The organism is Pseudomonas sp. CGJS7 (assembly GCF_036961695.1).
Genome location: NZ_JBAMDI010000024.1, coordinates 68,458 through 91,745 on the forward strand (window position 1 = coordinate 68,458; position 23,288 = coordinate 91,745).

General features: G+C 53.7%; 25 protein-coding genes and 1 pseudogene. 7 read left to right on the top strand and 19 right to left on the bottom strand.

What is annotated here, in order from left to right:
* Window positions 1-206: 206 nt before the first annotated feature.
* The 8 genes from V7787_RS16760 to V7787_RS16795 all read right to left on the bottom strand — a co-directional run bounded on the left by V7787_RS16760 (window position 207) and on the right by V7787_RS16795 (window position 4,777).
* On the bottom strand, window positions 207-764 hold the full coding sequence (locus V7787_RS16760) for a restriction endonuclease (RefSeq protein WP_336088727.1): 558 nt from the start codon (window positions 762-764) through the stop codon (window positions 207-209).
* Window positions 765-857: 93 nt separating this feature from the next.
* Window positions 858-1,205, bottom strand: coding sequence for a hypothetical protein (locus tag V7787_RS16765; protein WP_336088728.1), 348 nt, complete (start codon window positions 1,203-1,205; stop codon window positions 858-860).
* Between the two features lie 223 nt (window positions 1,206-1,428).
* Entirely contained in the window at window positions 1,429-2,442 is a 1,014-nt protein-coding gene (locus V7787_RS16770) for a metallophosphoesterase (protein ID WP_336088729.1), read from the bottom strand.
* Between the two features lie 108 nt (window positions 2,443-2,550).
* A complete protein-coding gene (locus V7787_RS16775; RefSeq protein WP_336088730.1) occupies window positions 2,551-3,195 on the bottom strand; it encodes a 3'-5' exonuclease in 645 nt (214 codons plus the stop codon).
* 29 nt (window positions 3,196-3,224) lie between these two features.
* A complete protein-coding gene (locus V7787_RS16780) occupies window positions 3,225-3,641 on the bottom strand; it encodes a helix-turn-helix domain-containing protein (RefSeq protein ID WP_336088731.1) in 417 nt (138 codons plus the stop codon).
* 183 nt (window positions 3,642-3,824) lie between these two features.
* The gene (locus V7787_RS16785; RefSeq protein ID WP_179052679.1) at window positions 3,825-4,148 is read right to left on the bottom strand and encodes a DUF7693 family protein; all 324 of its coding nucleotides are present in this window, start codon (window positions 4,146-4,148) and stop codon (window positions 3,825-3,827) included.
* 15 nt (window positions 4,149-4,163) lie between these two features.
* Complete coding sequence (locus V7787_RS16790) at window positions 4,164-4,391, bottom strand: type II toxin-antitoxin system Phd/YefM family antitoxin (RefSeq protein ID WP_336088732.1); 228 nt, start codon at window positions 4,389-4,391, stop codon at window positions 4,164-4,166.
* Window positions 4,391-4,777, bottom strand: a complete 387-nt coding sequence (locus V7787_RS16795) for a hypothetical protein (RefSeq protein WP_336088733.1) — start codon at window positions 4,775-4,777, stop codon at window positions 4,391-4,393. Before V7787_RS16795 ends, V7787_RS16790 begins: the two co-directional genes overlap by 1 nt.
* Window positions 4,778-5,002: 225 nt before the next feature.
* Between V7787_RS16795 and V7787_RS16800 the strand changes: the two genes are divergently transcribed.
* Entirely contained in the window at window positions 5,003-5,446 is a 444-nt protein-coding gene (locus tag V7787_RS16800; RefSeq protein ID WP_336088734.1) for a hypothetical protein, read from the top strand.
* Between the two features lie 145 nt (window positions 5,447-5,591).
* Window positions 5,592-5,810, top strand: coding sequence for a hypothetical protein (locus tag V7787_RS16805; protein WP_336088735.1), 219 nt, complete (start codon window positions 5,592-5,594; stop codon window positions 5,808-5,810).
* Between the two features lie 501 nt (window positions 5,811-6,311).
* Here V7787_RS16805 and V7787_RS16810 read toward each other — a convergent pair.
* The 11 genes from V7787_RS16810 to V7787_RS16860 all read right to left on the bottom strand — a co-directional run bounded on the left by V7787_RS16810 (window position 6,312) and on the right by V7787_RS16860 (window position 18,268).
* Window positions 6,312-6,545, bottom strand: a complete 234-nt coding sequence (locus tag V7787_RS16810; RefSeq protein WP_336088736.1) for a DUF7706 family protein — start codon at window positions 6,543-6,545, stop codon at window positions 6,312-6,314.
* Window positions 6,546-6,643: 98 nt separating this feature from the next.
* Entirely contained in the window at window positions 6,644-7,744 is a 1,101-nt protein-coding gene (locus tag V7787_RS16815; RefSeq protein WP_336088737.1) for a tyrosine-type recombinase/integrase, read from the bottom strand.
* A gap of 238 nt (window positions 7,745-7,982) precedes the next feature.
* Complete coding sequence (locus V7787_RS16820; protein ID WP_336088738.1) at window positions 7,983-8,426, bottom strand: hypothetical protein; 444 nt, start codon at window positions 8,424-8,426, stop codon at window positions 7,983-7,985.
* A gap of 582 nt (window positions 8,427-9,008) precedes the next feature.
* Window positions 9,009-9,587, bottom strand: coding sequence for a hypothetical protein (locus V7787_RS16825; RefSeq protein ID WP_336088739.1), 579 nt, complete (start codon window positions 9,585-9,587; stop codon window positions 9,009-9,011).
* A gap of 10 nt (window positions 9,588-9,597) precedes the next feature.
* Window positions 9,598-10,131, bottom strand: coding sequence for a hypothetical protein (locus V7787_RS16830; RefSeq protein WP_336088740.1), 534 nt, complete (start codon window positions 10,129-10,131; stop codon window positions 9,598-9,600).
* Between the two features lie 176 nt (window positions 10,132-10,307).
* The gene (locus tag V7787_RS16835) at window positions 10,308-10,820 is read right to left on the bottom strand and encodes a hypothetical protein (protein ID WP_336088741.1); all 513 of its coding nucleotides are present in this window, start codon (window positions 10,818-10,820) and stop codon (window positions 10,308-10,310) included.
* A 71-nt stretch (window positions 10,821-10,891) separates the two neighbouring features.
* On the bottom strand, window positions 10,892-12,205 hold the full coding sequence (locus V7787_RS16840; RefSeq protein WP_336088742.1) for a hypothetical protein: 1,314 nt from the start codon (window positions 12,203-12,205) through the stop codon (window positions 10,892-10,894).
* Complete coding sequence (locus V7787_RS16845; RefSeq protein WP_336088743.1) at window positions 12,205-13,197, bottom strand: TetR/AcrR family transcriptional regulator; 993 nt, start codon at window positions 13,195-13,197, stop codon at window positions 12,205-12,207. The genes V7787_RS16840 and V7787_RS16845 overlap by 1 nt, the downstream gene beginning before the upstream one ends.
* Window positions 13,194-15,239 carry a tyrosine-type recombinase/integrase gene (locus V7787_RS16850; protein WP_336088744.1) on the bottom strand — a complete coding sequence of 682 codons (2,046 nt, stop codon included), beginning with the start codon at window positions 15,237-15,239 and terminating at the stop codon, window positions 13,194-13,196. The genes V7787_RS16845 and V7787_RS16850 overlap by 4 nt, the downstream gene beginning before the upstream one ends.
* Entirely contained in the window at window positions 15,236-17,431 is a 2,196-nt protein-coding gene (locus V7787_RS16855; protein WP_336088745.1) for a hypothetical protein, read from the bottom strand. Before V7787_RS16855 ends, V7787_RS16850 begins: the two co-directional genes overlap by 4 nt.
* A gap of 3 nt (window positions 17,432-17,434) precedes the next feature.
* The gene (locus V7787_RS16860) at window positions 17,435-18,268 is read right to left on the bottom strand and encodes a deoxynucleotide monophosphate kinase family protein (protein ID WP_336088746.1); all 834 of its coding nucleotides are present in this window, start codon (window positions 18,266-18,268) and stop codon (window positions 17,435-17,437) included.
* Window positions 18,269-18,369: 101 nt separating this feature from the next.
* Here V7787_RS16860 and V7787_RS16865 point away from each other — a divergent pair.
* The 5 genes and pseudogenes from V7787_RS16865 to V7787_RS16885 form a co-directional block, all read left to right on the top strand.
* Window positions 18,370-18,708 (top strand): annotated as a pseudogene (locus tag V7787_RS16865) (dTMP kinase); the annotation flags it as partial.
* Window positions 18,701-19,687, top strand: coding sequence for a DNA polymerase III subunit delta' (locus tag V7787_RS16870; RefSeq protein WP_064491347.1), 987 nt, complete (start codon window positions 18,701-18,703; stop codon window positions 19,685-19,687). The pseudogene V7787_RS16865 and the gene V7787_RS16870, both read left to right, overlap by 8 nt.
* Window positions 19,688-19,717: 30 nt before the next feature.
* On the top strand, window positions 19,718-20,500 hold the full coding sequence (locus V7787_RS16875) for a TatD family hydrolase (protein ID WP_064491346.1): 783 nt from the start codon (window positions 19,718-19,720) through the stop codon (window positions 20,498-20,500).
* Between the two features lie 963 nt (window positions 20,501-21,463).
* Window positions 21,464-22,099, top strand: coding sequence for a TetR/AcrR family transcriptional regulator (locus V7787_RS16880; protein WP_003247170.1), 636 nt, complete (start codon window positions 21,464-21,466; stop codon window positions 22,097-22,099).
* Between the two features lie 156 nt (window positions 22,100-22,255).
* Complete coding sequence (locus V7787_RS16885; RefSeq protein WP_064492648.1) at window positions 22,256-23,224, top strand: GTP 3',8-cyclase MoaA; 969 nt, start codon at window positions 22,256-22,258, stop codon at window positions 23,222-23,224.
* The last annotated feature ends 64 nt before the right edge of the window (window positions 23,225-23,288 follow it).

Genomic DNA, 23,288 nt, shown 5'->3' on the forward strand with positions numbered 1-23,288 from the left:
TCGATTCACCGTTGACAGCCGCACCTGTTCATTTGGGGAAGGCGATGGGGACTGTGATGGCGCTAGATTTGTCTGAGCTAGGTACTGGTTCTGGCTTGGAATGGCGGGAGGCACGAGTCCGCCTTTCACCGCAGGAGAGCCACCAAGTTTCCTTTGGAGATCTGGGCCCTGAAGTTGATCGAGGCAGATGGTTCGCCACCCTGAAGCTAGGCTGAATGTCCAAGTATCTCGGCGAGTTCGTAATTGTTGCGTCCGAGCGAGCTCATAGAAATGTTCCCTGCGTCATTTTCGCAGACGTGATAAAGCGCGAACTTAGGGAGGTTTGGCCATCCTGACGATTTTGGCACAGGGAAAGCGGAGCGGGTTTCGTACATGGCACCCCCGTTGATGATCGAGATCAGCGCAATGCCGTGTGCTTTGGCGTACTTGATTGCCCCGGATTGAAAGCCCGATGTCGCGAAGAGCATCCCTTTCTGAGCACCAATCGATCTAACTTTGTCGTGCAGTACCTGAACCAGCTCGCGCTCGATGGCGCCCCGGTACTTTTTGCATTCAATCAGCACCGTGAACTCGGCGCCGGCGAATGCTCGGAATTTAGCTAAAACGTCAATTTGATAAGTCGAGTCGTAGGTCTCGACTTTGGCATCATGAGTGACTTCAAGAGAACTTAGCTCGCCGCCCTGGCTGAGAAGCCAGCGTTTGACCAAGTGCTCAAATTCGGTCGGAGTGACCTCAAGGTTACCGTTCGCCATGGGTGGGAACATGTGTCGTCCTTTAACTGAAAATTTCCCGTCCAGCGGCAGCTGGTGGGTGTCCCTGACCGGATGCTCCGGTTTTTTGGCAGATTGTCGTCAGGCTTATTTAGCCTCTGAATCGTGCTTAGATTCGGCACGTAAGCGTTCGCCTAGTCTTATCTCTTCTCTCGTCAACGACATGCCCCCGTTTGGGCCGAAATACCTGATTTCAGGCCGAGATTTATAGGCAAAGTAACCCCAGGTCATGCTGGTTAGCATAGTAATTGCACCAAAACCACCAGCAGTTACCTTAATGCTTTGAGACTCGAACCAGATTACTTGATCACCCGCAACTCCGACCAGCAGCATCACTATGCCGGCTATCAAGGTGATCATTCCGCTTGCCACCATAAAGTCACAGATCAGGGCCCGTTGCTTCAGGTGCATCAGGAAGAAGTTGACCTCTGCCAATGGCACGCTTCCCTTTCCATTACGAGTTCCGAGTCCAAAATCTGATCTTCTCAACAACGAGGCTCTGCATCAATCTGCGAAGGAATAGAAAATGGATGGCAAGCGGAGCGCGCAGGCGTGCCGGATGAAAGCCCGCAGGGCCGAGACATCGACGTCAGGCGATGACTCGGTTTACGACAGCCGGCTCCCGTTAGGGCACGCCCAATCATCGTCTACGAGGCCATCAGATTGCACTTGTAGGGCCGAAGAGCCGAATGAGCAAATCACCAGTAGGTGTGCCCGCGTATCGCCCGTGTAGCTCTTCCAGCTTGGCCGAACGGCGTTCCCCAGACAGAAGACTCAACCCATGCAGGACGTTCATCAACTGCTGCATGCCGGCGATCTCGTCAGCCATGTTCAGCCAGGCGGAGGCGATCTGCTTCGCTTGGACTTCTGCTTCACGGCTAGCGATCTGGGATTCAAGGAGCTTGTTTGCGTTCACCAGGGTCTTCAATGAGGTCAGCGATCCCTCAAGCTCAACCAGCTGTTCACCAAGTCGATCAGCTTGATCAAGGCCTACAGGCACGCCGTCGACGTAGATGGTGTCGTCCTGCACGGAATAGATCGCCAACGAGCCATCTCCGCCACCCGTTACATCCAAGGCAAGGACATTTCCGAGTCGAAGTGCATGCGGTATCCATGTGTGGCCAACGCATACGCGCCATGCGCCAGGAACACCTCCACGATGGTGTTTTTTGATCCGTTCACGGCCCCACAGGGCTATGTCCTGGAACTGGGGGTTATCGATGCCGCCAGTAAAGTCAGCCCAGCTCAGCCCCGCCGGCACATCGGCGTGCACGACTCCGATCGGGCCATGAGCTGTCTCCACTTCAATGATCACCGGCAAGCTCTCGAGCTTAGCTATGATCATTGGCTTCGACTCCTCATCGATCGACATCCACCAGCGAGCACCGTGAGCGGAGTACGGTAGATGCGGCTTGGCACGATAGGCATCAATGAGCATCTGTTCGTGATTGCCCTTGACTGTGTAGAACCACGGTTCCCCCAAGAGCTTGAGTCCGTCGAGCATGCCAGGCCCGCGATCGATAAGGTCGCCAACCCCGATCAATCTGTCGACAGACCGGTCGAAACCGAGCGCTTGAAGGCCTCTGTGGAGCTCTCTGGTTTTGAAGTGAATATCACCCACGACAAAGTCACGGCCAACCAGGTTGTTGGGCAGTTTTAGCAGGTGTGGCATGAGCTACAGATGCTCCACAAATTTTTCGTATTTCTTTTCGGATTTCAGGAAGCTTCCAGTGCTTCTTGAGGCGAGGCAGGATTTCGTAAAAATGATGCCGCAGCCTGATCAGCCAGCACGCAGGATCTCACCCACAAGCGCGCCAAGGTTTCGAGCGTCGTCGATCCCTCTGTGATATTGACCAGACCATTCAAGGCCCCAGTCTTCGACGGCGGGACGGAGAGCCATAGCCCGGCAGGCTAGGATTTTCCAGTGCCATTTCTTGGCATTGGTGTGGGTAAGTTCGGCCAGCATGGGTTCGCAGCGATTGCGCATTGCATCCATTGCCAACTGCTTGGCATCGTAATCACCCCAGGAGCACCACATCAGCCCTTCGTCCTTGAACGGCGCCAGATAGTCATCCACCTTCCGGCGAACTTCGTCGTATGTACCGGCTCTGTCGACGTCGAGCTGATCAATAGTGGTCAATCTTTTACAAAAATCGGTGAGAACTGGATTCAGCACCGGGCGCACGAAGCTCGTGTACTCGCTGACGATTTTGCAATCCTGATGTAGATCCAAAACCACTGCTCCGACTTCGATGGTCTCCATGTCATCACGATGTACAGCGAGCTTGTGTTCCGACTTTTGCTCATCTGTCAGGTCTGCAGGGTAATCGTCGCACGTGGCTTCGAGATCTACGCAAAGGAGATATCGGGTGCCTGCCAGCAGCTCGCGGAGCGCGTGAAGGTGCTGTGCTTTTTTGATCTGCATCTTTACTCCTACTTGGAAAGCCCCGCTGCTCAATCTATGAATGCCAACTCGGTTTGCAGCGAGTTTGGCATTAGAGCTTGCCTGGCACCTCCGGAGCTTCGTCGAGCAGCTCGGGCACCGGCTTCCTGTGGGATGCTCACCGTAAATTTCAGACCTGTTAGACCGCCATCTCGCTGCAGGTCTGCAAGCTCTTCGCTCAACTTCGAGATCAAGTCCTTTACGGGCTGTCCGGTATCTTCGCTCAATGTGAGCGTCAGCAGTGTCAGAGGGCTGAGCCCCAAGCGCCCACTCACTTGCTCGAGCTTGTCTAGGGTAATGCTCGACTTACCTAGCTCAAGCTTCGAAAGGTATGTGCGGCTGGTGGTGTCGGCGAAGTCTCGTTGGGTGATATTGCGTTTGCTACGCAGGGCGCGGAGAACGCTAGCGAACGAGGTTTTGAGCGTCATGCTGCACTCTCAGCGGGTTGGCAACCAATGAGCATCGTCCATTTCCTGGCGGTTGTTCGATAGGAGGCTATGTATCAGCCAAGCCTACCACGGCTGGAAAGCGAGCACTCCCAAGCGTATACATGGTGAACGCCGGCATGGGCCTTCAATATCACCTGTTTCTCGAGCACGGTATGGCCACTCTCAAAGCGATCTCAGCAAGCTCTCAAGCATCCCGTGCTCCCAAGTGCTCAGCAGTGCAATCGGATCTGTCCCGTATCGATCTCCAGAGTCGAAACACCAAACCCGCCCATCAGGGCTTTCGCAGCGCTCGCAGTAGTCCAGCTCATCACAGTCGTTGAAAATGGTGATGCGCCACCCCCCGATGTCGATCTCGAAAAGGCCGACAAACATCTCCTCCCAAGTCTCCGGCCCGATCTTTCGCATCTGGCTTCGACCGAATACCGCCTCCCTCAGAACCTGAGAAACCTCGCGTGCCGTGAGTGAGTTCACACCGTCCTCGATCATGTGCTTCGTCCTCGATCACAGCTGTTGGTCTTGGTGCACCTGGTAAGGTTTTTTTGCGATGGAGTACAAATGTTCTCCTTCCTTGGAATTGCCAGGCTCAGGGGTGTTCCAGTGCTCGGGTGCATCCATGAGCAGGTAGGGTTTACCGTGCCTGGTGATGATGAATGAGTGCCCTTTGATAACGAGTGCGGCGAGCCGCCGAAAGCGCCTTCGCGCCTGGCTGAGGCTGATGATCGTGGGCACTAGCTTTCTCCTGAGAGGGTGCTGCCATCGTGCATAGGGCAGAGCGTACTCACCCACCTGTAGCCGATTTGCTTGCCAGGCGCGCCGCACTGCTCGCAAGTCTTCAGCGACATCTGCTCGGCAAGGGCCACAGCACCCGTGCAGTAGCTATCGCCACCGTCATAGAAGAAATGCAGCTCGCCAAATTTCGACTTCACCTGTGCCACCACGACCTGCGAAACGTCGGGGTACCGATCCAGGTGGGCCTGAAGCGTGTCGCACAGCGTAACTAGGAGGTCACGCCATCCACGGCTGCAGTAGATGTCATCCACAGAAGGGTCGGAGAACAGCAGCGGATAGCGTTCTCTGAACTCTGCGATGCTGATCTCGGGTGTTTCCGTATTCATAGGGTGCTGGCACTTGGAGGAGAGCGAATGATTCAAGCTGGTGGGCAGGTGTAGTTTGAGATTATCAAGCTGTGGTGAAACTGTCGAGGCAACTAAAGGGTATGCAGTTGGCATACCCTTAGTTGCGCTAGACAAAAATTATGAAGGGTGGTGATAATGATGTGATCCAAAGTATGATCAATATCACAAAGCTGGAAAGTCTCGGATAGAAACGGGGTTATTCACATGTGCCAATCGCCGTATGAGCAGCACCGCGATATTCTCCTGGATGGTAAGTACAGTACCGCCTACTTTCTGCAAGACTTCGTGCTCCACCAGTATGACAGTGCCCAATACCCCTTCGATGCGAGTCGGCATCTCGGCGGTTTCGACAGCCGTCATTTACAGATTTACAAGGATCTCAAACAATTCTATTGGGATAACGGCCCGAGCAAGGAACACGGCGATATTGCACTGACCATCATCGCCAAGCGCACCGCCGAAGCTCAGGCCAATTTCGATGAGCTGACAGTCCTCCGTGCCACCAACCCTGCGGACTATCCCACTGAAGAGGGTGGCAACCCTGCTGTATCGCACCGTTATGCGTTAGAGGTGTGCGAGCTCCATCACAAGCGCTACTCGGAAATGGGCTTTCCAATCACAAGCCCATCGCCTGGCATCCAGGTCTAAGAAATACCTAGCCCTTTCCAGGCAAGCGGAGCGCGCAGGTGCGAGGATGGACGCCCGCAGGGCCGAGACGCTCAGGCGAGCGGCTCGGTTCACGACAGCCGGCCCGCAAGGGCGCGCCCAACCTCGACTATTTTTTGGAGAGCCCATGAGCAGAGACGCCAAAGACACCGTGTACTGCAGCATCCAAATGCCCATCGCCCGGGGTCGAGAGCTCCTGGAACTGTTAGCAAAGCTCCGCGCCTCCGGTGATCACCCATCCCTCGATTCGGTCTTCCAGGAAGCCCAAGGCGAGTTGTGGATGTCGATTGAGTTTGTCGAGCGGATGCTTGCCGGTGAGGGTGGGCTCGGTCGCAGGCCGCACTAGGAATTGACGCCATGGCCAGTGATGACTCGCTTCATGCCCACGAGAGAAGGCGGCGGAGGGCGTTATGGAAACTCGCTCATCTTGAACCTGGTGATCCAAGAGCACTATGCGTCTTGAGGGTGCTGGATGAGATTGACCAGCAGGAACAAGCTTGGTGTGGGTCAGGTCGGATCGCTACGGTTGACGAGGTCGCGAATCAGGTAGCTTCTGAGCCCCATCCGATTGGGACGCCTATCGTCCGTGATGAGGACATTCCCGAGCCATGGCGTGAGCGCTTCTTGTGTGCAAGCTACGGTTCAACCCGTGTAGCTGAAGGCGCCTATCTGCATGACTGGCTGAGTTTTCTTTCAAAGTGGCAGCAGGAGATGACCCACCTTGGACGCCACAGGGCAGCCTGTGATCGAAAGGTCTAAGGCGCCTCGCCCCGGCCAATAAGGGGATGCGCCCTAGCGAGAAGCCGAGGTCTAATTCGTCATAGCTATTTGAGTGATGCCGAAGGGATCAGCGTGGGTTATAACCACTACGGGCCAGGGCACCCTGCACCTTTCCGACCGCAGCTCGGATTGAATAGGCTTCGTCATCATCTACTGCGCACCCACGAAACTCGCTCCAGTGGGAGCGTTTAAAGAATTGGGCGAGTGCCATAGCCTCTCCGTGGCTCATGAAGGCGTCTGCCTGGCAGCCATCAATCTCGAAAATTACTCTGACTTCACTGTACTGGGTTGGACTACTCATGGGGAGGCTCCATTTACCGCTTAGCTTGCAAGCATGAATTCGCGCCAGTCACCCCTTATCAGAGGTGTTATGGCGCGACCGAAATGCTCAATCAATATTTAGGACGGATTGTTTGTGTTCGTGATCAAGCAACTGGTGCTTCGACGAGCCTGATGCGCTGACAAATAGTGCTGAAAAATGCCAGGTGAGTGATGTCCCATCAAGTGAGCGATCGAGCTTGCGACGTCGCTAGTTGCGAACTCAGGGCATTCGTTATGCCGTTTCCTCAAGGTTGAAAGATGCTTTTCAATCATCCTTGGATGGATGGCGAGTTCAAGCTCTCGTCTACTCATTGGCCGTTCAGGCGAGTGTTTTGAGGGGAACAAAAAATCGCCATCCGAAAGGTCATTCAGCTCGATATGGCTCAAGATTAAAGCTGCAGACTTTTGTGAGATTTGAGCAAGCTTCTGGGAGTCGCGCGTCTTGTGTCGGGTAACTGCTAACGCATACTCATCATGTGAAACGAAGCTGGCGCCCACCATCAAGTTTGTTATCTCAAGTGCTCGAATACCATCTGTCAACAGCGCATGAATGCAACAGCTACGTAAGATCTCTTGCTTAGCCGAAACTGGTAGGTATTTGTCAATGAGCTGTTTATGCTGGTTCTGCGCCGGCCCGAGATGCTGAGCGATTTCTTGAGCTAAAGTCGATGAATCTTTTGAGAGATTGAAGTTACTGAGAGGGCGGGCATCCGAGTCCGTGAACTCAGTCAGGCCAAGAAGGTGTGATTCAAGAACGTCTTTTGCACATGGCCAGAAAATCCAGTCTGAGCAGCCAGTGTGGAGCTCGTCCACACTAGCGAAACACACGCGCCGAGGGTTCGAGTGATCCGATTCCAAGGCTGTTTCCCAGACTGACTCGAGGGCTGGCAGGGCAGAGCTTGGAATCTGACCATCCAAGAACACATAGAACTGGTCGTCGTTTGCAATGATCAGCTTCACCGCTGACATCGCCCCTTGGAGATGTACCCGCTCTAGGTAGTCGATCAGCTTCTGGTCAAGCTCGTTCTCGTAAATCACAGCGAAGCTCTGCTTGGCCGCCGAAGCCAGCACCTCTAGGTGTGGCGACTTCCATTGCAGGCAATTCAGCACCACGTGGTTTGTGACGCCGTTGAGCGCCACGGCGCCATGCTCAAGCTGGAACAAAATTGAAGTGGGCATGCAGGTACCTCCCCAAATTGGTACCTGAAAATCAAGACGACGGATGGAGATTGGTCAAGCCGAAATGAAGCTTATCTGGGGGGAATCCGACGAGATATCAGTATGTTGCGAGTATACCCTTATCGGCTTGCTGCCTGAGTAGTCAGGTTTTTACGATGAGTGAGGCTGTTGAATTGCTCTTGCGTCAAAGCAGGCGGAGCTGACCGTAGCCAGCTCGCAGCTAGGGTGGCGAAGATTCTCACAAGAGGAGGGGAATGGCTCCGAGAAGGAGCATGATCAGGATGCCTACAAGCCTCACCAGGAAGGTCAGTCCTTGATGCCCGCCGTACAGGGCGGTCATCCCTAGTGTGTTGTTGCGGGTGGTGAGCTTCAGCATCCCGCCCAACGCTACTATGACGGCGACGTGCAGCAGCGATTCGGTCATGCTAGCGGCCTCTGCTACAAAAGCAGGCTGGCCAGCACTGACCCACCATTTCATGGCTTGGAAAACTCCATAGCCTCCTAACGCAAGCCACATCCCCCAAGCCGACGTGTTGACGACGAAAAAGAGGCAGTGTGGCTTGGTGAGGCCGTGATAGCGCTTGCCCAGCATTTTGATCGCTGCACAGTGAAACGCCCAGCGGCAAAAGCTGATGCCGTATAGCAAGATCAAGGCAACTGCTGTTACGAAAACCGTGCTCATGCTCTCCAGGTTTTTGAGAGCCTGCAATGCCTCTGACAAGGTCACAGTGGGCCGAGCAGACTTCTCATAGCCCCACGCAATCCACGTGCTTATGAGGTATGCCCAAGCGCTAGCAACTAGCAAGGGAAGAGTCCAAAGACCCTTCAGCCGGAGATGAACTGGCTTTTTTTGCGTCGAATCGAAGTCCAAAGGCCTAACGAAAACTGGAGTGGCGAGGAGTAGAGCGTACCTACTCGCATTATGAGCACGAATCACTGACCAAAAATTTTTGACGGAAAACACATTTTTCCCCTGGCTGAGTACCAATATCTGTATCGCCAGGAACTGCACCAGCTTGAGGATCAGCACTCGCGCAGGAGAGAAGACTAGGCGGCGAGGAAGTGAGTTAACAGGGTGGCATGCAGATGCCAGGAAAGACGCTCATTTGACGCTACCCAGAGCAAGCGGAGCGCGCAGCCAGGAAGGCGGAGACGCGAGGATGGAAGCCCGCAAGGGCCAAGACGCCGCCATGCGGCGAGCGGCTTGGTTCACGACAGCCGGCCCGAAGGGCGCGCCCAGGACGCTTTTGCAGCACTGGCCTACCTAGAAGAGTCCCCCGTTTGGAGGTGGTGGCTCATCGTCTGAATCCTGCTGCTGCCCAGAGCCAAACATTTCATCCTCTGTCCAGTCATCCGCAAACAAGAAATCTTCTTCCGTGTAAAACGACATTCCCAGATAATCGCTAGCCATAATTTCGGGGGCATACTTGCGGAACAGTCGCCCACCATACAGCAAGTGGCCTACTAGAATTTCTTCGATCACTTCAACAGTCCAATATTCCAACTGTACGCCAGAAACGATGTCTTCCCACGCCTCTTTGAACGCATCAATGTCGAGCGCTTCGCCTTGATGCTCATAGACGACGGTGAGCGTACCCTCATGCGCATGTAGAAGCCTGACTGGCGCCATAACATCACGGACGATTGCTTGCTCGGCCAGATAGATGACCCTGGTATCAGGTTCTCCATCCCACAAGACAGCGAAGTTAAGAAAGCCTACACGCTGTTCGTCCGTTGCGTGGGCACCCAAGGACTGCGGGGTGCTAAAAATTGTAAAGCCACCTTCACCGTCATCGTCATGAGGCTGCTCGTACTCCGTATACAGAAACCTTGAGTAAATCATGGCGACCCTCTCATTGGCTGATGGAAAAATTCCAGCTGTCGTCCTTGAAAGACGCCATGGCCTTCTCGGCAAGGCTCGGCTGTGGGAGCGGACTCAGTCCCAGCGAGGTCGTTTCCAAAATTTCTTTGGCTACAGGCCAGAATGGATAGTCAGAACGCCCTGAGTAGATCTCGTCTTCGCTCGCGAAAGCTACGGTGTAATGACGATCCGAATAAAGGTGGGTATCGATTTCCCAAATAGCCTCGATGGCCGGGATGCTGCTGCTAGATACCTTGCTGTCCAGGAAGATATCCAGATACTGCTCGTGGTAAGCGATCAGCTTTACCGGAGCCATTGCGCCTCGGAGATAAGCACGCTCCAAGGCTGTGATGAAGCGATCGTCGAGGTAGTCGCCGTGCATCACGCAAAAGGTCTGTTTGGCGACCTGGGCCATTACCTGAAGATTCTGGTCTTGCCACTGCAGGCAGCTGTAGATGACGTAATCGGGCCCACCGATCACCGTTACGGGATCACACTCAGGGTGGAAGAGAACTGGTTTCGACATGCGCATTCCTCCTTGTGATATGAGGAATGAAGACTGCAGGGCGGGAAGGGTCAAGACGAGGAGAGGAGCTTTTCGAAATTTCCGACGAGATATCAGTATGTTATGCGCATACCCTTACGGCTGAGTAGGCTGTCGAGCTCCCATTGAAGGGCATTTGCTCATGCTGCGGTAGAGACTCAAGGGGCCGCCCAGGCATCCATGGCTGCACCCACCGACTCGTACCACCGTAGCTCGGTGAGCAGCAGAGCACCTGCTACCTGCCTGTGAGCTTCCGCATCCATCCAGGAAGGGGCCGGTACGCCTTCATCGCTGAACGTGTTCACAGCAGTGACCGCGAACTTGCCCGTCACTAGGGATTGTAAGCACACGAAGCGGGCAGCCGCTCCTGAGGGCAATCGACGCCAGGTCACCAACTCGATGCAGTCCAGGATGTCCCTGTTGGCCTCACGTGTGAGCTGTGTTTTGTCACCAGTCGCCGTTTCGGCTGGGTTGTGAGCCAGATGCTTTTGGTAGGTAGCAACCACCAGGGCGCGGATCTCATTTGGATCAAGCGCGAACCCTCCATGGTTGTCTTTGGCATGGAGATTCAAGCTGTTCACCGCATCGATAAAATCACGCTCTTGCTTTTGAACCCAATCAGGTCGCCTGTCTCGACAAAGCAATTCCCTAACGCGGGTAAAGAGCTGCATGTGACCCTCCAGATGAATTTCTACGCATTAGCCACAGGGTACACCAGCCGGCTCACCGGGGGCTGCCATGCTTAGACTCGTAGCTGCGATTGCGGGTGTGGATGCTGTCCACAGACCTCATCAATGGCATCGTAGACATTGATGGTGTTTTCATGGATTGTCTCGTGAGTGAAGCCTTTCATGGCTAGCACCAATTGTCTGCCCAATACCAAGTAATGGTTGTAGGTAGTGAGAAAATCTTCGTGCCCCAACTGATTCATGATCACCTCAGCAACAGCTAAGTCTAATACTTCAGCATTCTTCTCTAGTATTCCTTCCCTACCATGGTGCTGGATCAGCATCAGCGTGGGCCACCATTTACGTGTGTGATAGAAGATATTAGATGACTTGAATTTTTGGTCATTAGCTTGGGCAATGCGCTTGGCATAGTTAGTGGCGTTGGCAATTTTATCCACTGTGACGGGTTCCCCGGTGTCTGTGAGAAATAAAATTGAAAGAGGACACTTTTTTCCATATTTTTGACGGTACAACGCGGCTCGCTTAGGATACTCTGTTTGAATGTACTCAGTATCTAGCATTTCGAGGGCGTACCCTGGGATTATGATCTCCCTGTGTTTGTTGCGTTTCCCTACTAGCTCATAGGTGAAAATGCTGGAGGTTTTCTCCATCTCGCTATACGGAAGGATGTGACGATTTTTTCCTATGCCCATATATGGAAATTTTACGAGCTCCATAGGGCGCATGGCAGTCGCCAATGCTAGTTTAAACAGGCACCGATATACAGGGTCTGGATATGAACCAAGGAGCGTTCTGACATCCTGCGCAGAGATGAGGCTTTTGGGTTTTCTTTGAGTGGACTCCCGATCTAGGACTTTAATAGAACTTGTATCCATGGCGAGCCTTGCCTTTTTCTCGATGTAACTGAGTAGTCGGTGGTCTTTGAAGTTGGCGATCCATGTTTTTAAATGAATTTTGTATTGATTTGCTACGTTTCGTTCGTGTAGCCATTTGAAAAAGTATGATACAACACAGGCGTCGTTGAAAATTGTTTCGGAGCTTGGGCGAATCCGTTTCTTGATAACTCTTTGTGTTTGTCTATAGATTTGCCAGTGTCGTACTTCTTTATTTGTAATGTGGGCGTGATAGTCTCCGGGGTTAATATCTGTAAAGCGTGGTAGGGTTGAGATGAATTTATAGAATTTGGTTAGAAGTGTGGCATATCTTTTGGAGGTTTGAATGGATGAGCGAGTTTTTTCATATAGATAGAGATTGGGTATGCTCAATAGGTGGTTTTTCTTCTTGCGATAAACAATCATGACATAATGCTCGACTGGCTTATCGCACTCTACAGTGCGATAGTCGATAGGCCTGAATTGGAAGTCCATTAGTCACCCTGCTTGATTTTGGCAATATGAATGGCATCAAAGCCCCAGGTCATCTGAGGTAGCTTGGCGCTGTCAGCATCGGTGAGCTCTTCTGGAGGGATATCTCTGAAGCTGAACTGGCGTTTTGCCGAAACAACTGCGTCAGACGCACTATAAGGGACGTAGATCGAAAATGAAGAGATTGGGCTCAAGCTTTTTATAATGATCTTGATTTCTTCTTGGCTGTAAACAGGAAGCCTAAGTACAATTAGGGTTCTGTTCTTTGCAGGGTAGGTACGCTTACAAAACTGCTGAAAATCCGAGATGTATTTCTCTTGGAAAAATAATATGTCAATGCGCTCTGGCTCTGGAAGTTTTTTGATTTTCTGTACTGTCTTGGAAAGCTTTTCGTCTTTTTGGTTTTCGTAATCTGAGTATTTTTTGCTGGAAATGTAAAGTTTGCTCGCAGCATCAAGGTTGAGGTCAAATGTGATAAAGTTTTTATCCGACTTCTCGACGATGCTTGATTTGTCACTTCCTGCTGAAATAATGTCCATCGTGAGCTTTGCGTTTTTCACCTCAAGCTCCGTTACTAGCTTGTTCAGATAAACGTTATGATTACCCTGGTTGGTGAGAGTGGCGCTAAGCTGGCTCGCCTCAAACGCTAGTATATCGTTGTTCATTAGCGTCGATATGTGGTTCTTTACAACGGCATCAAGTTCCGACTTGTGAGCGAGCTTTATTGTGCTCAGTTCATTCTCAAGTTTTATGATGCGTTCGTCTTTGTTTTCGATAAGCTCAGTAAGAGAGGCGCTGTCATCCACCAGTAAGCGAGCAATCGACTCTTTCCCGCTGGAGTAATCCTTAAGATCTCCATAGTAACGATTGAAGGCTTGCCTGCTGATGCCCGCAGCATCCGCAAGCTGACCTACTGCTAGCTTTGACTGGCCATGCTTGAGTTGGTGATCCTTGATTATGGAGATCAAGCGGTCACGGGTTTCTTGGCTGCTCATGCCTGGATATCCACTGTAGGAATAATTTTGTAGGACTGATTGGTTTTCAGTCTTTCGAGGTGTTTCGAGTTATCAATGATTTTTTGCCTAAGCATTCTTTTAGAGTTTTCGGATAATGTGGATTCGGCTTCGGTCAGCATGTGCTGGTAGAAATCCACATTCTCCTGTAAGGCGCGTTGAGCTTTTTCCACGATAACTGCGTGAGGGCAGGAGGGGTCGCAGAATAACGGATCAGGCAAGGCGTCCTTAACAGTGCCTTTGTGATGAGAAAGACACGGCGGAAGCGATGGGGAAGAGTACAGTTCAGTGGTGACGCAGTAGCTGCCTACTGCAGTACGATGAATGAAAAGTGGCTCGCCCGATGAGAGCAGGTGAGTCACATAGGTGAAGATGGTCACCTTGAGCTGCTTGCCACTAAATGCCTCGGGCCGTGCGGTAATTCTATCCAGAATTCGCTGGGCACCCACGCCTGAAGAGCTCATGTTCTTAACGGCGCTGATGATGTCTGTGAATTCTTCGATATAATTCTTCTCGATTGCACGCGCTACGCTCTGGACGATGTAAGGGTTTCTACCGATATAACGCAATGTCATTGCATAGCTGGCATGGCCGAACAGAAGTCTAATGATGTCAACGTTCCGTTCGTTTCGGTTAATGAGGATCTCTGCGATTGTTTTTCGGAATCGGTGTGTGTGAACGCGGTCTATGCCGAGTTCGGCTTCAATCTTCTTAGTAATGTTCTCGATTCGCAGAGAAGCAGCTTTTTTCACTTTCTTTGTGCCAATCACGGATTGGAAAAGATAGCCTTCCCGGTAGGCGTTTAAGCTATGGCGGAGCCTTTCATATTCCTTGATCTTCCTGCCAACAAATTTTGGTAGTGGAAGAAAGGTCGTATCGCCCTTGTAGTTAGGGTCTTTGCTGGTTTTATAACGAGTTACCTGGAGCTTATAGCGCCCATCCTTCCCCAGGATCACATGCTTAAATTCAAGGATGTCAATTTCGCTGACACGTAACCCAGTGACTAGCGCTACCAAGATGTAGATAGAGCAGCGGATGGCGTCTAAAGAGTTGAGGGCACTCGAGTACCATGAGTAATTCCAGAAGCTTCCGGTTTCATAGTTTCTACGGTTTTTCTTAACCTCGACAATTGTCTTTCCTTCAATGGTGAGGTTCAGATTTGTCTCGAGTTTAACGTCTGTATGATATCTACTGATTGTTTTATTTTTTACGTTTAAATAGCCTTGGTCTTGAGCAAAGTCTGCAAGATGTTGAAAGGCAGGCATTACCTTTTCTGTCCAAAACGATGCGTACTCCACCATTTTTTTCAGATCAGCTTCCCGGAATGGTATCCAGGACGCAACCGAGCCATTGAAATGCTTGATCACGTCTTGTTTCCGCTCAGGTGTATCAATCGCTGTCGCAGATACTGAGATTCGCTGCTCGACAGGAATGAGCTCTTGGGTACTCAGCGAAATCCAAAGCCGAATCTGTAGGAATAAGTAATGATAATGCGTATAAGCGTCTGATTCCTTGGCGCGATCCAGGGCGTCGTTCAAAAGTTTTGCCGTGATGAAAGAGAGTGACTCTGCATCTCCCGTCAGGTGGTTGTCCAGAAAGACATAATTGGTAATGATGCCATACTTCTGGCTATGCGCCCGGGTGGTTGAGTAGGCCCGAATGCCTGCAAAAGGAGCAAACTCTGGTATTAGATGGTACATAATAGACTTTTTGATAGCCTTCATCGGATCGGAGAGACTATCGAAAGTGACACGCATCACCGTTCCATCCTCATCCTTGAAGATGATCCAGCTCGGATCGCGATATAGAGAATATTTGGAGATCGGGAAGTCTCCGTCCGGATATAACTCCAGCTTTTTGAGCAGTGTGCTTTCTGTCTGAGTCGCGGTGCCTGTTGCCTCTAAAAGCAAGCGTTCAAGCTCTAGCTCTCCTTCATCCTCTAGGTCATCCGAAAAGTCAATGTCTAGCGCTTCGTCGAGAACACCTTGGATGTCTTCATCACCACTCGCTGGGGCCTGATTCATTCCTTATCCTCTTCCTCGAGTATCAGTTGCAAGAAGTTAAGATCGCGCGGTAACAATGGTGCATTGCGACGCTGGTAACGAACGGCTTCACGAACAGATTGATCGTCTTCCCAGTTATCGAGAATCGAATCAATCTTCATCAGCTCAGTTTCATATGTGTTGCTGTAGTCCGAGCTGGACTCCGGTTGATCTTCAATAAGCTCCACGACGTGGATGCGGCGTTCCACCAGGTAGGGCAGGGAATCTTCGAAAACAGTACACTGGCTGCAGTAGATGCATTTGCTGATTACGTAGCACCGCTTACCCTCGGGCACACGATGCCGAGCACCATGCCATTTCGGCTGGTATTGGTTTGCGCAAGCCCACAGCGGTTTCTCCATGCCCGGGATATGGAAGACCTTGAATGGTAGCTGGACTGTTTCCTGTGGCGGCGTGCCAAGCATGCCTTCGAAGTGTCCTGACAGCATTAGTGTCAGGGCGGCCTCAAGCTCTGACTCAAGCCTGTCAAACCTCTCCTGTTGAGCTGCGGGAGAGTTATCGTAGTGAACGTCAGTAGTCACAGGACTAGAGTGGCCCAACAGTAAAGCCAGGAGCCCGTGTGAAGACTTCCTTCTCTTTTTCTGGTGCTTTACCCATGTGGGACGAAGTCGTAAAGTCAAATCTTGACCAGACATAAGACGTTCCCCGTTCTCGTAGACGGGGTACTCTTTGAGGAATTGCTTAATTCCTTGCTGAAATGCCTTTTCGTTGGAGGCCGAGGTATGGCGACCACCCTTTCTGACCCAATCGCCATAGAAGCGGATGCAAAGGAATGTTTGGTTATAACTATTTTCCGTCATTCCATGCTTGATGTAGTCGAATTCGTAATGCTTAAGAACCGACGAAAGCTCTGCTGCCAAGTAGATCAGGCTATGGGCTGAATACTTGTCGTGCCTACTACTGGCGGCCACTATCTCTTTAGGAGCGTGGTACGGCTTCCCAGTACCTTGACTTTTATTCTTCTCGGTCTGGAGCAGGACATAATCCTCATCCATTGAGCCTGTCATTGCATGTTCACAGTTTTCTGGATCGACAGCCAACACGGCCTCTTTGTTCCAGTTGGTCTGAAGCATGATAAACTGGACGAGACAAGACATATCCGCCATGGTTGGGAAATACAAGCCCAAAACGTCATCCCACATTAAAGGGGTGCTTTGTCCCGGGATTGTGTATCCAGAACGCCACCTGAGAAATAACAGTTGAATGGGGTCTTTGCAGAGATCAAGCGAGATAATTTTATTGGCGGCATATTTCTCGTCGATATCTGCGAGACTGATTTCAAAGGGGTAGCCGTTATCCAGGAACGTTTTGATCACCCTTGCCAGATCAGGCTCAAACCTCAGCATCATCCTGCCAAGATAGGGGTTGGTAGGGTTGGAGAAAATGTATTCTTCGCCACGACTTTGATACGCGTCGAAGATCTTCTTTCGCCACTCAGGACTCGCAGCCATGCTCCGGAAGTCTGGGTCGATTGAATCACTGAGCTTCTGATGAAGCGAGCGCCAGTCTAGCTTGAGATTGTTATCGAAATGATATTGCAGCCATTCAAATGTGGTTGACTTGCTGTATGAAATTTGCTCAAGGATCTCTTCGTAAGTGTATGGCTTTGCCTCATTTACGATTTCACGGAATTCAATCTTGGCGTAGAGTTCATCTACACAAGATGTAAAGGCGTCGGCCAACATGTCGTTAGCTTCATCAGTCAGTGGCATCCGGGGCTTATGAACATCCCTTGATGCGTAAGGGAGCATGATGTCTGGAATGGCGTCGGTGAGTGATGCCGCATTCCTTAAGCCAGTCTTGATTCGGGCCGAGCTCTCCATCCTTTCGCCTTTCTCGCGCAGGTAATTCTCAAAGGCTTTGAAGACTTCAGCGCTGAGGTCGGTGATGTTAACGATGTGCAGGGCTGATGGATTATAGGAGTTATATTCCTGCCCGAAATCGAAAAAGTTTCCGATTGCGCGACGGAGGGTGCATCCTGAAATTCTGCTCCTTGTTGGGCAGTATTTGAGAAAGACCAAGTGCAGTGCGATGCAAATGGGTTTCTCCAGGCTATAAAACGGGTGGCCTTGGTAAAGACATTCGATCTCAAAGTTGTCTGAGGATACAACTACATCATAGACTGCCTTCCTTGGTTTGAATAAGTGATCCATGGCTTAGTCCTCATTGCTGATCCTTGCGGAGAGAGTGGCCCATTCACTATTCAGCTTGGCTTTGTATTCCTCGAGTGTTCCGTTGTTATGAATGATAGTGTCGGAGTGCTGAACACTGATTCCTTGTTCGGAGGAGTGCTGATTGACGGGCTCTGCGTTATCTCGGACGATATGCCAAATGGCACCACCAATTTTTCGAATGTATTCGGCTTCGTTCTCAAACCGAATGTCTTTGATGATGATGATATTTTTATCTTTGGTTTTTAGTGTTGGCTTTGTGATAAATGTCGAGGTGTTGATGTCTTGTTGAGGCATTGCGCTGCGAAGGGCGAAGAAGTCCGGGAAGTCTTCCAAAGCCTTGGCCTTAATGAGTTCAACCATTTGACTCGGCGTCATCTGCCAGAACGGATCGATGATCGCTGCATCACTAGGTTCCCAGCACTGCTTCTCGCTCATGTTGAAGAACGCTTTAGCGCCAAGAATGAATGGAAGGTCAGGGTGAGAGAGCTGATCAGGGCGGAGGGGGGGGATGGGCTCTTGGGCATAAATTTCGCGATCAGCGCGCATCAGCCAGTGGACTGGGTTATGAGCCCTCATCCACTCGGTGCCCACTCGCTGGAAGAATTCCCTTGGGGAAAGCGCCCAAGCCCCCACCTTGATCTCCTTTAAGTTATCATCCCAGGTCTGAGAATCAGACAGATTGAAGAGAGCTTGGCAACCACGCTTAAGCGGGTCTGCCAGAGCGTAGGCTGTCACCTCAGGGTGCTGAAGCAGGATGGCCGCACCAGTGTCCTTGCCAGATCTGGCCTTGGCAGCAAGCCCTACGACTCTCTTCATCTTGACTAACTCCCTGATCTATAAGGTTTTTGCAGCTTGTTTACATTTTTTCCTAACACGAGTATAGCAGCTTGTTTCCACTTGGCCTGATTCCAAAACAAGACGCCACCTATGCCTATCAGGGTGGCGGGCGTGGTCTGTCGGTCGAGCGTATCGCGGTTCTGGAACAATTCGTCCAGGGCGACCTGCGCCCGGACCTGACCCTGGTCTTCGACCTGCCGGTGGAAGTGGGCCTTGCCCGCGCCGCCGCCCGTGGCCGCCTGGACCGATTCGAGCAGGAAGGGCAGGCGTTCTTCGAAGCGGTGCGCCAAGCGTACCTGAAGCGCGCCCAAGGCGCGCCACAGCGCTACAGCCTGCTTGATGCGGCACAATCCCTGGAGGCGGTGCAGCGTGACATCGACGTACTGCTGCCAGGCATTCTGGAGCGTTGCCGTGGCTGAGGCCTACCCTTGGCAGCAGGCGCTGTGGCAGCAACTGGCCGGTCGCAGCCGCCACGCCCACGCTTACCTGCTGCATGGGCCGCAGGGTATTGGCAAGCGGGCCATGGCCGAGCGTCTGATGGCGCGCCTGTTGTGCCAGCAGCCGCAGGGCCTGGACGCTTGTGGGGCGTGTAAGTCGTGCCTGTTGCTCAAGGCCGGCAGCCACCCGGACAACTTCGTCCTCGAGCCGGAGGAGGCTGACAAGCCGATCAAGGTCGACCAGGTACGCGAGCTGGTGGCCTTTGTGGTGCAGACCGCGCAGTTGGGCGGGCGCAAGGTGGTGTTGATCGAGCCGGTGGAGGCGATGAATGTCAACGCCTCCAACGCCCTGCTCAAAAGCCTTGAAGAACCTTCCGGTGATACCGTGTTGTTGCTGGTGACGCACCAGCCCAGCCGTCTGTTGCCGACGATCAAGAGCCGCTGCCAGCAGGTGGCCTGTCCGCAGCCCAGTCTGGCCCAGAGCCAGGCATGGCTGACTGGTGCGTTACCCGACTGCGACGAGGTCGAGCGCGATGAACTGCTGATGCTGGCGGCAGGTTCGCCATTGATGGCGGTCAGCCTGCAGGCGCAGGGGGTTCGCGAGCAACGCGCGCTGGTAACCGACGGGGTGAAGAAGCTGCTCAAGCAGCAGCAATCGCCCAGCCAGCTGGCCGATGCCTGGAGCGGTGTGCCGTTGTTGCTGCTGTTCGACTGGTTCTGCGATTGGACGCACCTGATCCTGCGCTACCAGTTGACCCAGGACGAAGAAGGGTTAGGCTTGGCCGATATGCGCAAGGTCGTGCAATACCTGGCGCAGAAGAGCCGCCAGGCCAAGGTGCTGGAGGTGCAGGCATGGATCCTCGAACAGCGCCAGAAGGTACTGGGCAAGGCCAACCTCAACCGCGCCTTGTTGCTTGAATCGCTGCTGGCTCACTGGCTGCAACTGCCGGGTGCCCGCTGATTTTCCATTTTTCATGTGTGCCGTTATCCCATGCTCGTAGATTCCCATTGCCACCTCGACCGTCTTGACCTCACTGCTCACCAGGGCTCCCTCGATGCTGCCCTGCAGGCGGCGCGTGAGCGTGGGGTCGGGCATTTCCTGTGCATTGGCGTCAGTGCCGAGAATGCGGGTGCAGTGAAGGCGCTGAGCGAGCAGTACGCTGACGTCGACTGCTCGGTGGGCGTGCACCCGCTGGACCTGGCCCCTGGCGAAACCCCGGCGTTGGAATGGCTGTTGCGCGAATTGGCCCACCCGCATGTGGTGGCGATTGGTGAAACCGGGCTGGATTACCACTACGAGCCGGAGGCGGCAGAGCTGCAGCAGGCCTCGTTCCGCCTGCACCTGGAGGCCTCCAGGCAGACCGGCAAGCCGGTGATCGTGCATACCCGGGCGGCGCGTGCCGATACCCTGGCGCTGCTGCGTGAGGCCAACCTGCCGCAGGCTGGCGTACTGCACTGCTTTACCGAGGACTGGGACATGGCCAAGGCCGCGCTGGACCTGGGTTATTACATCTCGCTGTCGGGCATCGTGACCTTCCGCAATGCCGAAGCGTTGCGTGAAGTGGCGCGGCAGGTGCCTGTCGATCGCTTGCTGGTGGAGACCGATTCGCCGTACCTGGCGCCGATTCCGCATCGGGGCAAGCCGAACCTGCCGCAGTATGTGCGGGAGGTGGCGGAGTATGTGGCTTCGTTGCGTGGGGCCAGTTATGAGCAGTTGGCCGAGCAGACCACGGCCAACTTCAAGCGATTGTTCCCATTGGCGCGGGTGGCTTGAATTACCGGGTTTTAAGATTGTGTGAGGGGCACAAGGTGCCAGCCTCAACCCTTGCAGCGTCTGTCAGATCGAGCGCCGCCCGCGCGGCGCTTCGCGGGTAAACCCGCTCCTACGTTTGTTTCGGGCCAGTCCGTCCTGTGCCAGGCGCGCGCGACCGCCTTGTTTGTACGACGCGATATCGAGGCGTGCGCCAAGGCGTTCGCACGCAAATCCCACAGGCCTAATTGGCCCGAAACAAGCGTAGGAGCGGATTTACCCGCGAAGCGCCGCGCGGGCGGCGCTCTTCTGTGCCAGGCGCGCGCGACCGCCTTGTTTGTACGAAGCGATATCGAGGCGTGCGCCAAGGCGTTCGCACGCAAATCCCACAGGCCTAATTGGCCCGAAACAAGCGTAGGAGCGGATTTACCCGCGAAGCGCCGCGCGGGCGGTGCTCTTCTGTGCCAGGCGCGCGCGACCGCCTTGTTTGTACGAAGCGATATCGAGGCGTGCGCCAAGGCGTTCGCGCGCAAATCCCCCAGGCCTAATTGGCCCGAAACAAGCGTAGGAGCGGGTTTACCCGCGAAGCGCCGCGCGGGCGGCGCTCGATTCCACAGGCGCTGAAAATCTTGCGGCACGCACCTGACAGCCGTCACACCAAAAAACACAAAAAAAACCCGGGTTCTGGGGGAGGAATCCGGGTTAAGACCATTAGGAGTAAAACAAAGGTACGCGGTCCCTGAGCACCTTTATCGGCGCGCCACTGGGGGGGATGCGCCGCGCCAACACTTCAAGTATTGGTCAGGTTTGGCGCAGTGCCAGTGCATATTGGACGTTTTTTAAACAGATTTGGAATACGTCAACGTTTCGTTCCTCCCGCAGCGCATGGCCGTATGCATCGTGAAACATAGACATGCGTGGATGATCCGTGCAATTTCCCGCAAGTTAGGCATAATAAACCGCTTCGATTGTCATCCAGTCCTTCCCATGCAGAAAGAACCTCGTAAGGTCCGTGAGTTTCGCCGTCGCGAACAGGAAATCCTCGATACCGCGCTCAAGCTGTTTCTCGAGCAAGGTGAAGACAGCGTCACCGTCGAGATGATCGCCGACGCCGTGGGCATCGGCAAAGGCACGATCTACAAGCACTTCAAGTCCAAGGCGGAGATCTACCTGCGCCTGATGCTCGATTACGAGCGTGACCTGAACGAGCTGTTGCACTCGGCCGACGTCGACCGTGACAAGGAAGCGCTGTCGCGCGCCTACTTCGAGTTCCGCATGCGCGACCCGCAACGCTACCGGCTGTTCGACCGCCTTGAAGAAAAGGTGGTCAAGGGCAATCAGGTGCCGGAAATGGTCGAGCAGCTGCACAGCATCCGTGCCTCCAACTTCGACCGCCTGACCCAGCTGATCAAGGGCCGTATCAGCGAAGGCAAGCTCGAAGACGTGCCGCCGTATTTCCACTACTGCGCTGCCTGGGCGCTGGTGCACGGCGCTGTGGCGCTGTACCACTCGCCGTTCTGGAGCAACGTGCTGGAAGATCAGGAAGGCTTCTTCCAGTTCCTGATGGACATTGGCGTGCGTATGGGCAACAAGCGCAAGCGCGACCCGGAACCCTCGAACTGAGCATTTAGCGAAACGGCGTCGTGCGTCCTCTGCGCGGCAGTGCAGCCCGAAGCGTTTGGCTATCGTTTGGAAATTCGGCATTGCGCATTGGGGCTTGCAAAAACCTGATTTATGAGTCAGGTTTTGCCGGCCCCTTCATCCATGCCGGAGTCATTCATGATTGTCGATCGTCAAGGCAGGCGCTTTCGCAACCTGCGCGTCAGCCTGACGGCTGCCTGCAACTACGCCTGTACCTACTGCGTACCTGACGGAAAGCGGCTGGTGGCGGCGCAGGACGAGCTGTCGGCGGATGCCTTGGCCCGTGGCGTGGCCTATCTGATCGAAGCCGCCGGCATCGAGCGCCTGCGGATTACTGGCGGTGAGCCACTGGTCAGCCCGCGCCTGGATGCCTTTCTGGCTGCCGTGGCCAAACTCGACCTTGATGACGTCTCGCTGACCACCAACGGCCAGTTGCTGGCGCGCAAGTTGCCACAACTGCAGGCGGCCGGGATTCGTCGGCTGAACGTTTCCCTCGACACCCTCGATCCGCTGGCTTTCCGCCAGATTGCCCGTGGCGGCGACCTGGGCACTGTGCTGGATGGAATGGAGCAGGCCGGCGCCCTGGGTATGCGAATCAAGGTCAACATGGTGCCGATGCGCGGGAAAAACCTTGATCAGGTACTGCCGCTGCTGGATTACTGCCTCGCGCGCGGCTTCGAGCTGCGCTTCATCGAACTGATGCGCATGGGCCACCTCTCTCACGATCGCAACGCCTTCCTCCAGCAGTTTGTAGGCCTCGACCAGCTGCTTGCGCTGATCGGCGGCCAGCATACCTACGCCCAGGTGAGTGCGCCGCTGGACGCCACTGCCATGCGTTACCACATCCCCGGCAGGGGCCACTTCGGCGTCATTGCCAACGAAAGCGTGCCGTTTTGCCGTACCTGCTCGCGGTTGCGCCTGTCTTCTACGGGCTGGCTGCATGGCTGCCTGTCGTCAGGTAACCGGCACTTCGTCGGCGACCTGCTGGAAAAACCGCGTCATCAGGCGCTGCCGGCCTTGCAGAGGATGTTGGTCAAGGCTTTGGCTGACAAGCAGGACGTGGCCTTTTCCGGCGGCGTGACCGTCATGAAGGTGATCGGTGGCTGAAGCTGGCGCAAAAGCTGCATCCGCCGGCTATTCGCCGGTTTTTCGTCGCCGGCCACTGGAGGAA

Excerpts from the sequence above, each read along its gene's own strand:
- V7787_RS16760 (WP_336088727.1), bottom strand. The coding sequence starts at position 764 with ATGTTCCCACCCATGGCGAACGGTAACCTTGAGGTCACTCCGACCGAA.
- V7787_RS16770 (WP_336088729.1), bottom strand. The coding sequence starts at position 2,442 with ATGCCACACCTGCTAAAACTGCCCAACAACCTGGTTGGCCGTGACTTT.
- V7787_RS16775 (WP_336088730.1), bottom strand. The coding sequence starts at position 3,195 with ATGCAGATCAAAAAAGCACAGCACCTTCACGCGCTCCGCGAGCTGCTG.
- V7787_RS16780 (WP_336088731.1), bottom strand. The coding sequence starts at position 3,641 with ATGACGCTCAAAACCTCGTTCGCTAGCGTTCTCCGCGCCCTGCGTAGC.
- V7787_RS16785 (WP_179052679.1), bottom strand. The coding sequence starts at position 4,148 with ATGATCGAGGACGGTGTGAACTCACTCACGGCACGCGAGGTTTCTCAG.
- V7787_RS16795 (WP_336088733.1), bottom strand. The coding sequence starts at position 4,777 with ATGAATACGGAAACACCCGAGATCAGCATCGCAGAGTTCAGAGAACGC.
- V7787_RS16800 (WP_336088734.1), top strand. The coding sequence starts at position 5,003 with ATGTGCCAATCGCCGTATGAGCAGCACCGCGATATTCTCCTGGATGGT.
- V7787_RS16805 (WP_336088735.1), top strand. The coding sequence starts at position 5,592 with ATGAGCAGAGACGCCAAAGACACCGTGTACTGCAGCATCCAAATGCCC.
- V7787_RS16810 (WP_336088736.1), bottom strand. The coding sequence starts at position 6,545 with ATGAGTAGTCCAACCCAGTACAGTGAAGTCAGAGTAATTTTCGAGATT.
- V7787_RS16815 (WP_336088737.1), bottom strand. The coding sequence starts at position 7,744 with ATGCCCACTTCAATTTTGTTCCAGCTTGAGCATGGCGCCGTGGCGCTC.
- V7787_RS16820 (WP_336088738.1), bottom strand. The coding sequence starts at position 8,426 with ATGAGCACGGTTTTCGTAACAGCAGTTGCCTTGATCTTGCTATACGGC.
- V7787_RS16825 (WP_336088739.1), bottom strand. The coding sequence starts at position 9,587 with ATGATTTACTCAAGGTTTCTGTATACGGAGTACGAGCAGCCTCATGAC.
- V7787_RS16830 (WP_336088740.1), bottom strand. The coding sequence starts at position 10,131 with ATGTCGAAACCAGTTCTCTTCCACCCTGAGTGTGATCCCGTAACGGTG.
- V7787_RS16835 (WP_336088741.1), bottom strand. The coding sequence starts at position 10,820 with ATGCAGCTCTTTACCCGCGTTAGGGAATTGCTTTGTCGAGACAGGCGA.
- V7787_RS16840 (WP_336088742.1), bottom strand. The coding sequence starts at position 12,205 with ATGGACTTCCAATTCAGGCCTATCGACTATCGCACTGTAGAGTGCGAT.
- V7787_RS16845 (WP_336088743.1), bottom strand. The coding sequence starts at position 13,197 with ATGAGCAGCCAAGAAACCCGTGACCGCTTGATCTCCATAATCAAGGAT.
- V7787_RS16850 (WP_336088744.1), bottom strand. The coding sequence starts at position 15,239 with ATGAATCAGGCCCCAGCGAGTGGTGATGAAGACATCCAAGGTGTTCTC.
- V7787_RS16855 (WP_336088745.1), bottom strand. The coding sequence starts at position 17,431 with ATGGATCACTTATTCAAACCAAGGAAGGCAGTCTATGATGTAGTTGTA.
- V7787_RS16860 (WP_336088746.1), bottom strand. The coding sequence starts at position 18,268 with ATGAAGAGAGTCGTAGGGCTTGCTGCCAAGGCCAGATCTGGCAAGGAC.
- V7787_RS16875 (WP_064491346.1), top strand. The coding sequence starts at position 19,718 with ATGCTCGTAGATTCCCATTGCCACCTCGACCGTCTTGACCTCACTGCT.
- V7787_RS16880 (WP_003247170.1), top strand. The coding sequence starts at position 21,464 with ATGCAGAAAGAACCTCGTAAGGTCCGTGAGTTTCGCCGTCGCGAACAG.
- V7787_RS16885 (WP_064492648.1), top strand. The coding sequence starts at position 22,256 with ATGATTGTCGATCGTCAAGGCAGGCGCTTTCGCAACCTGCGCGTCAGC.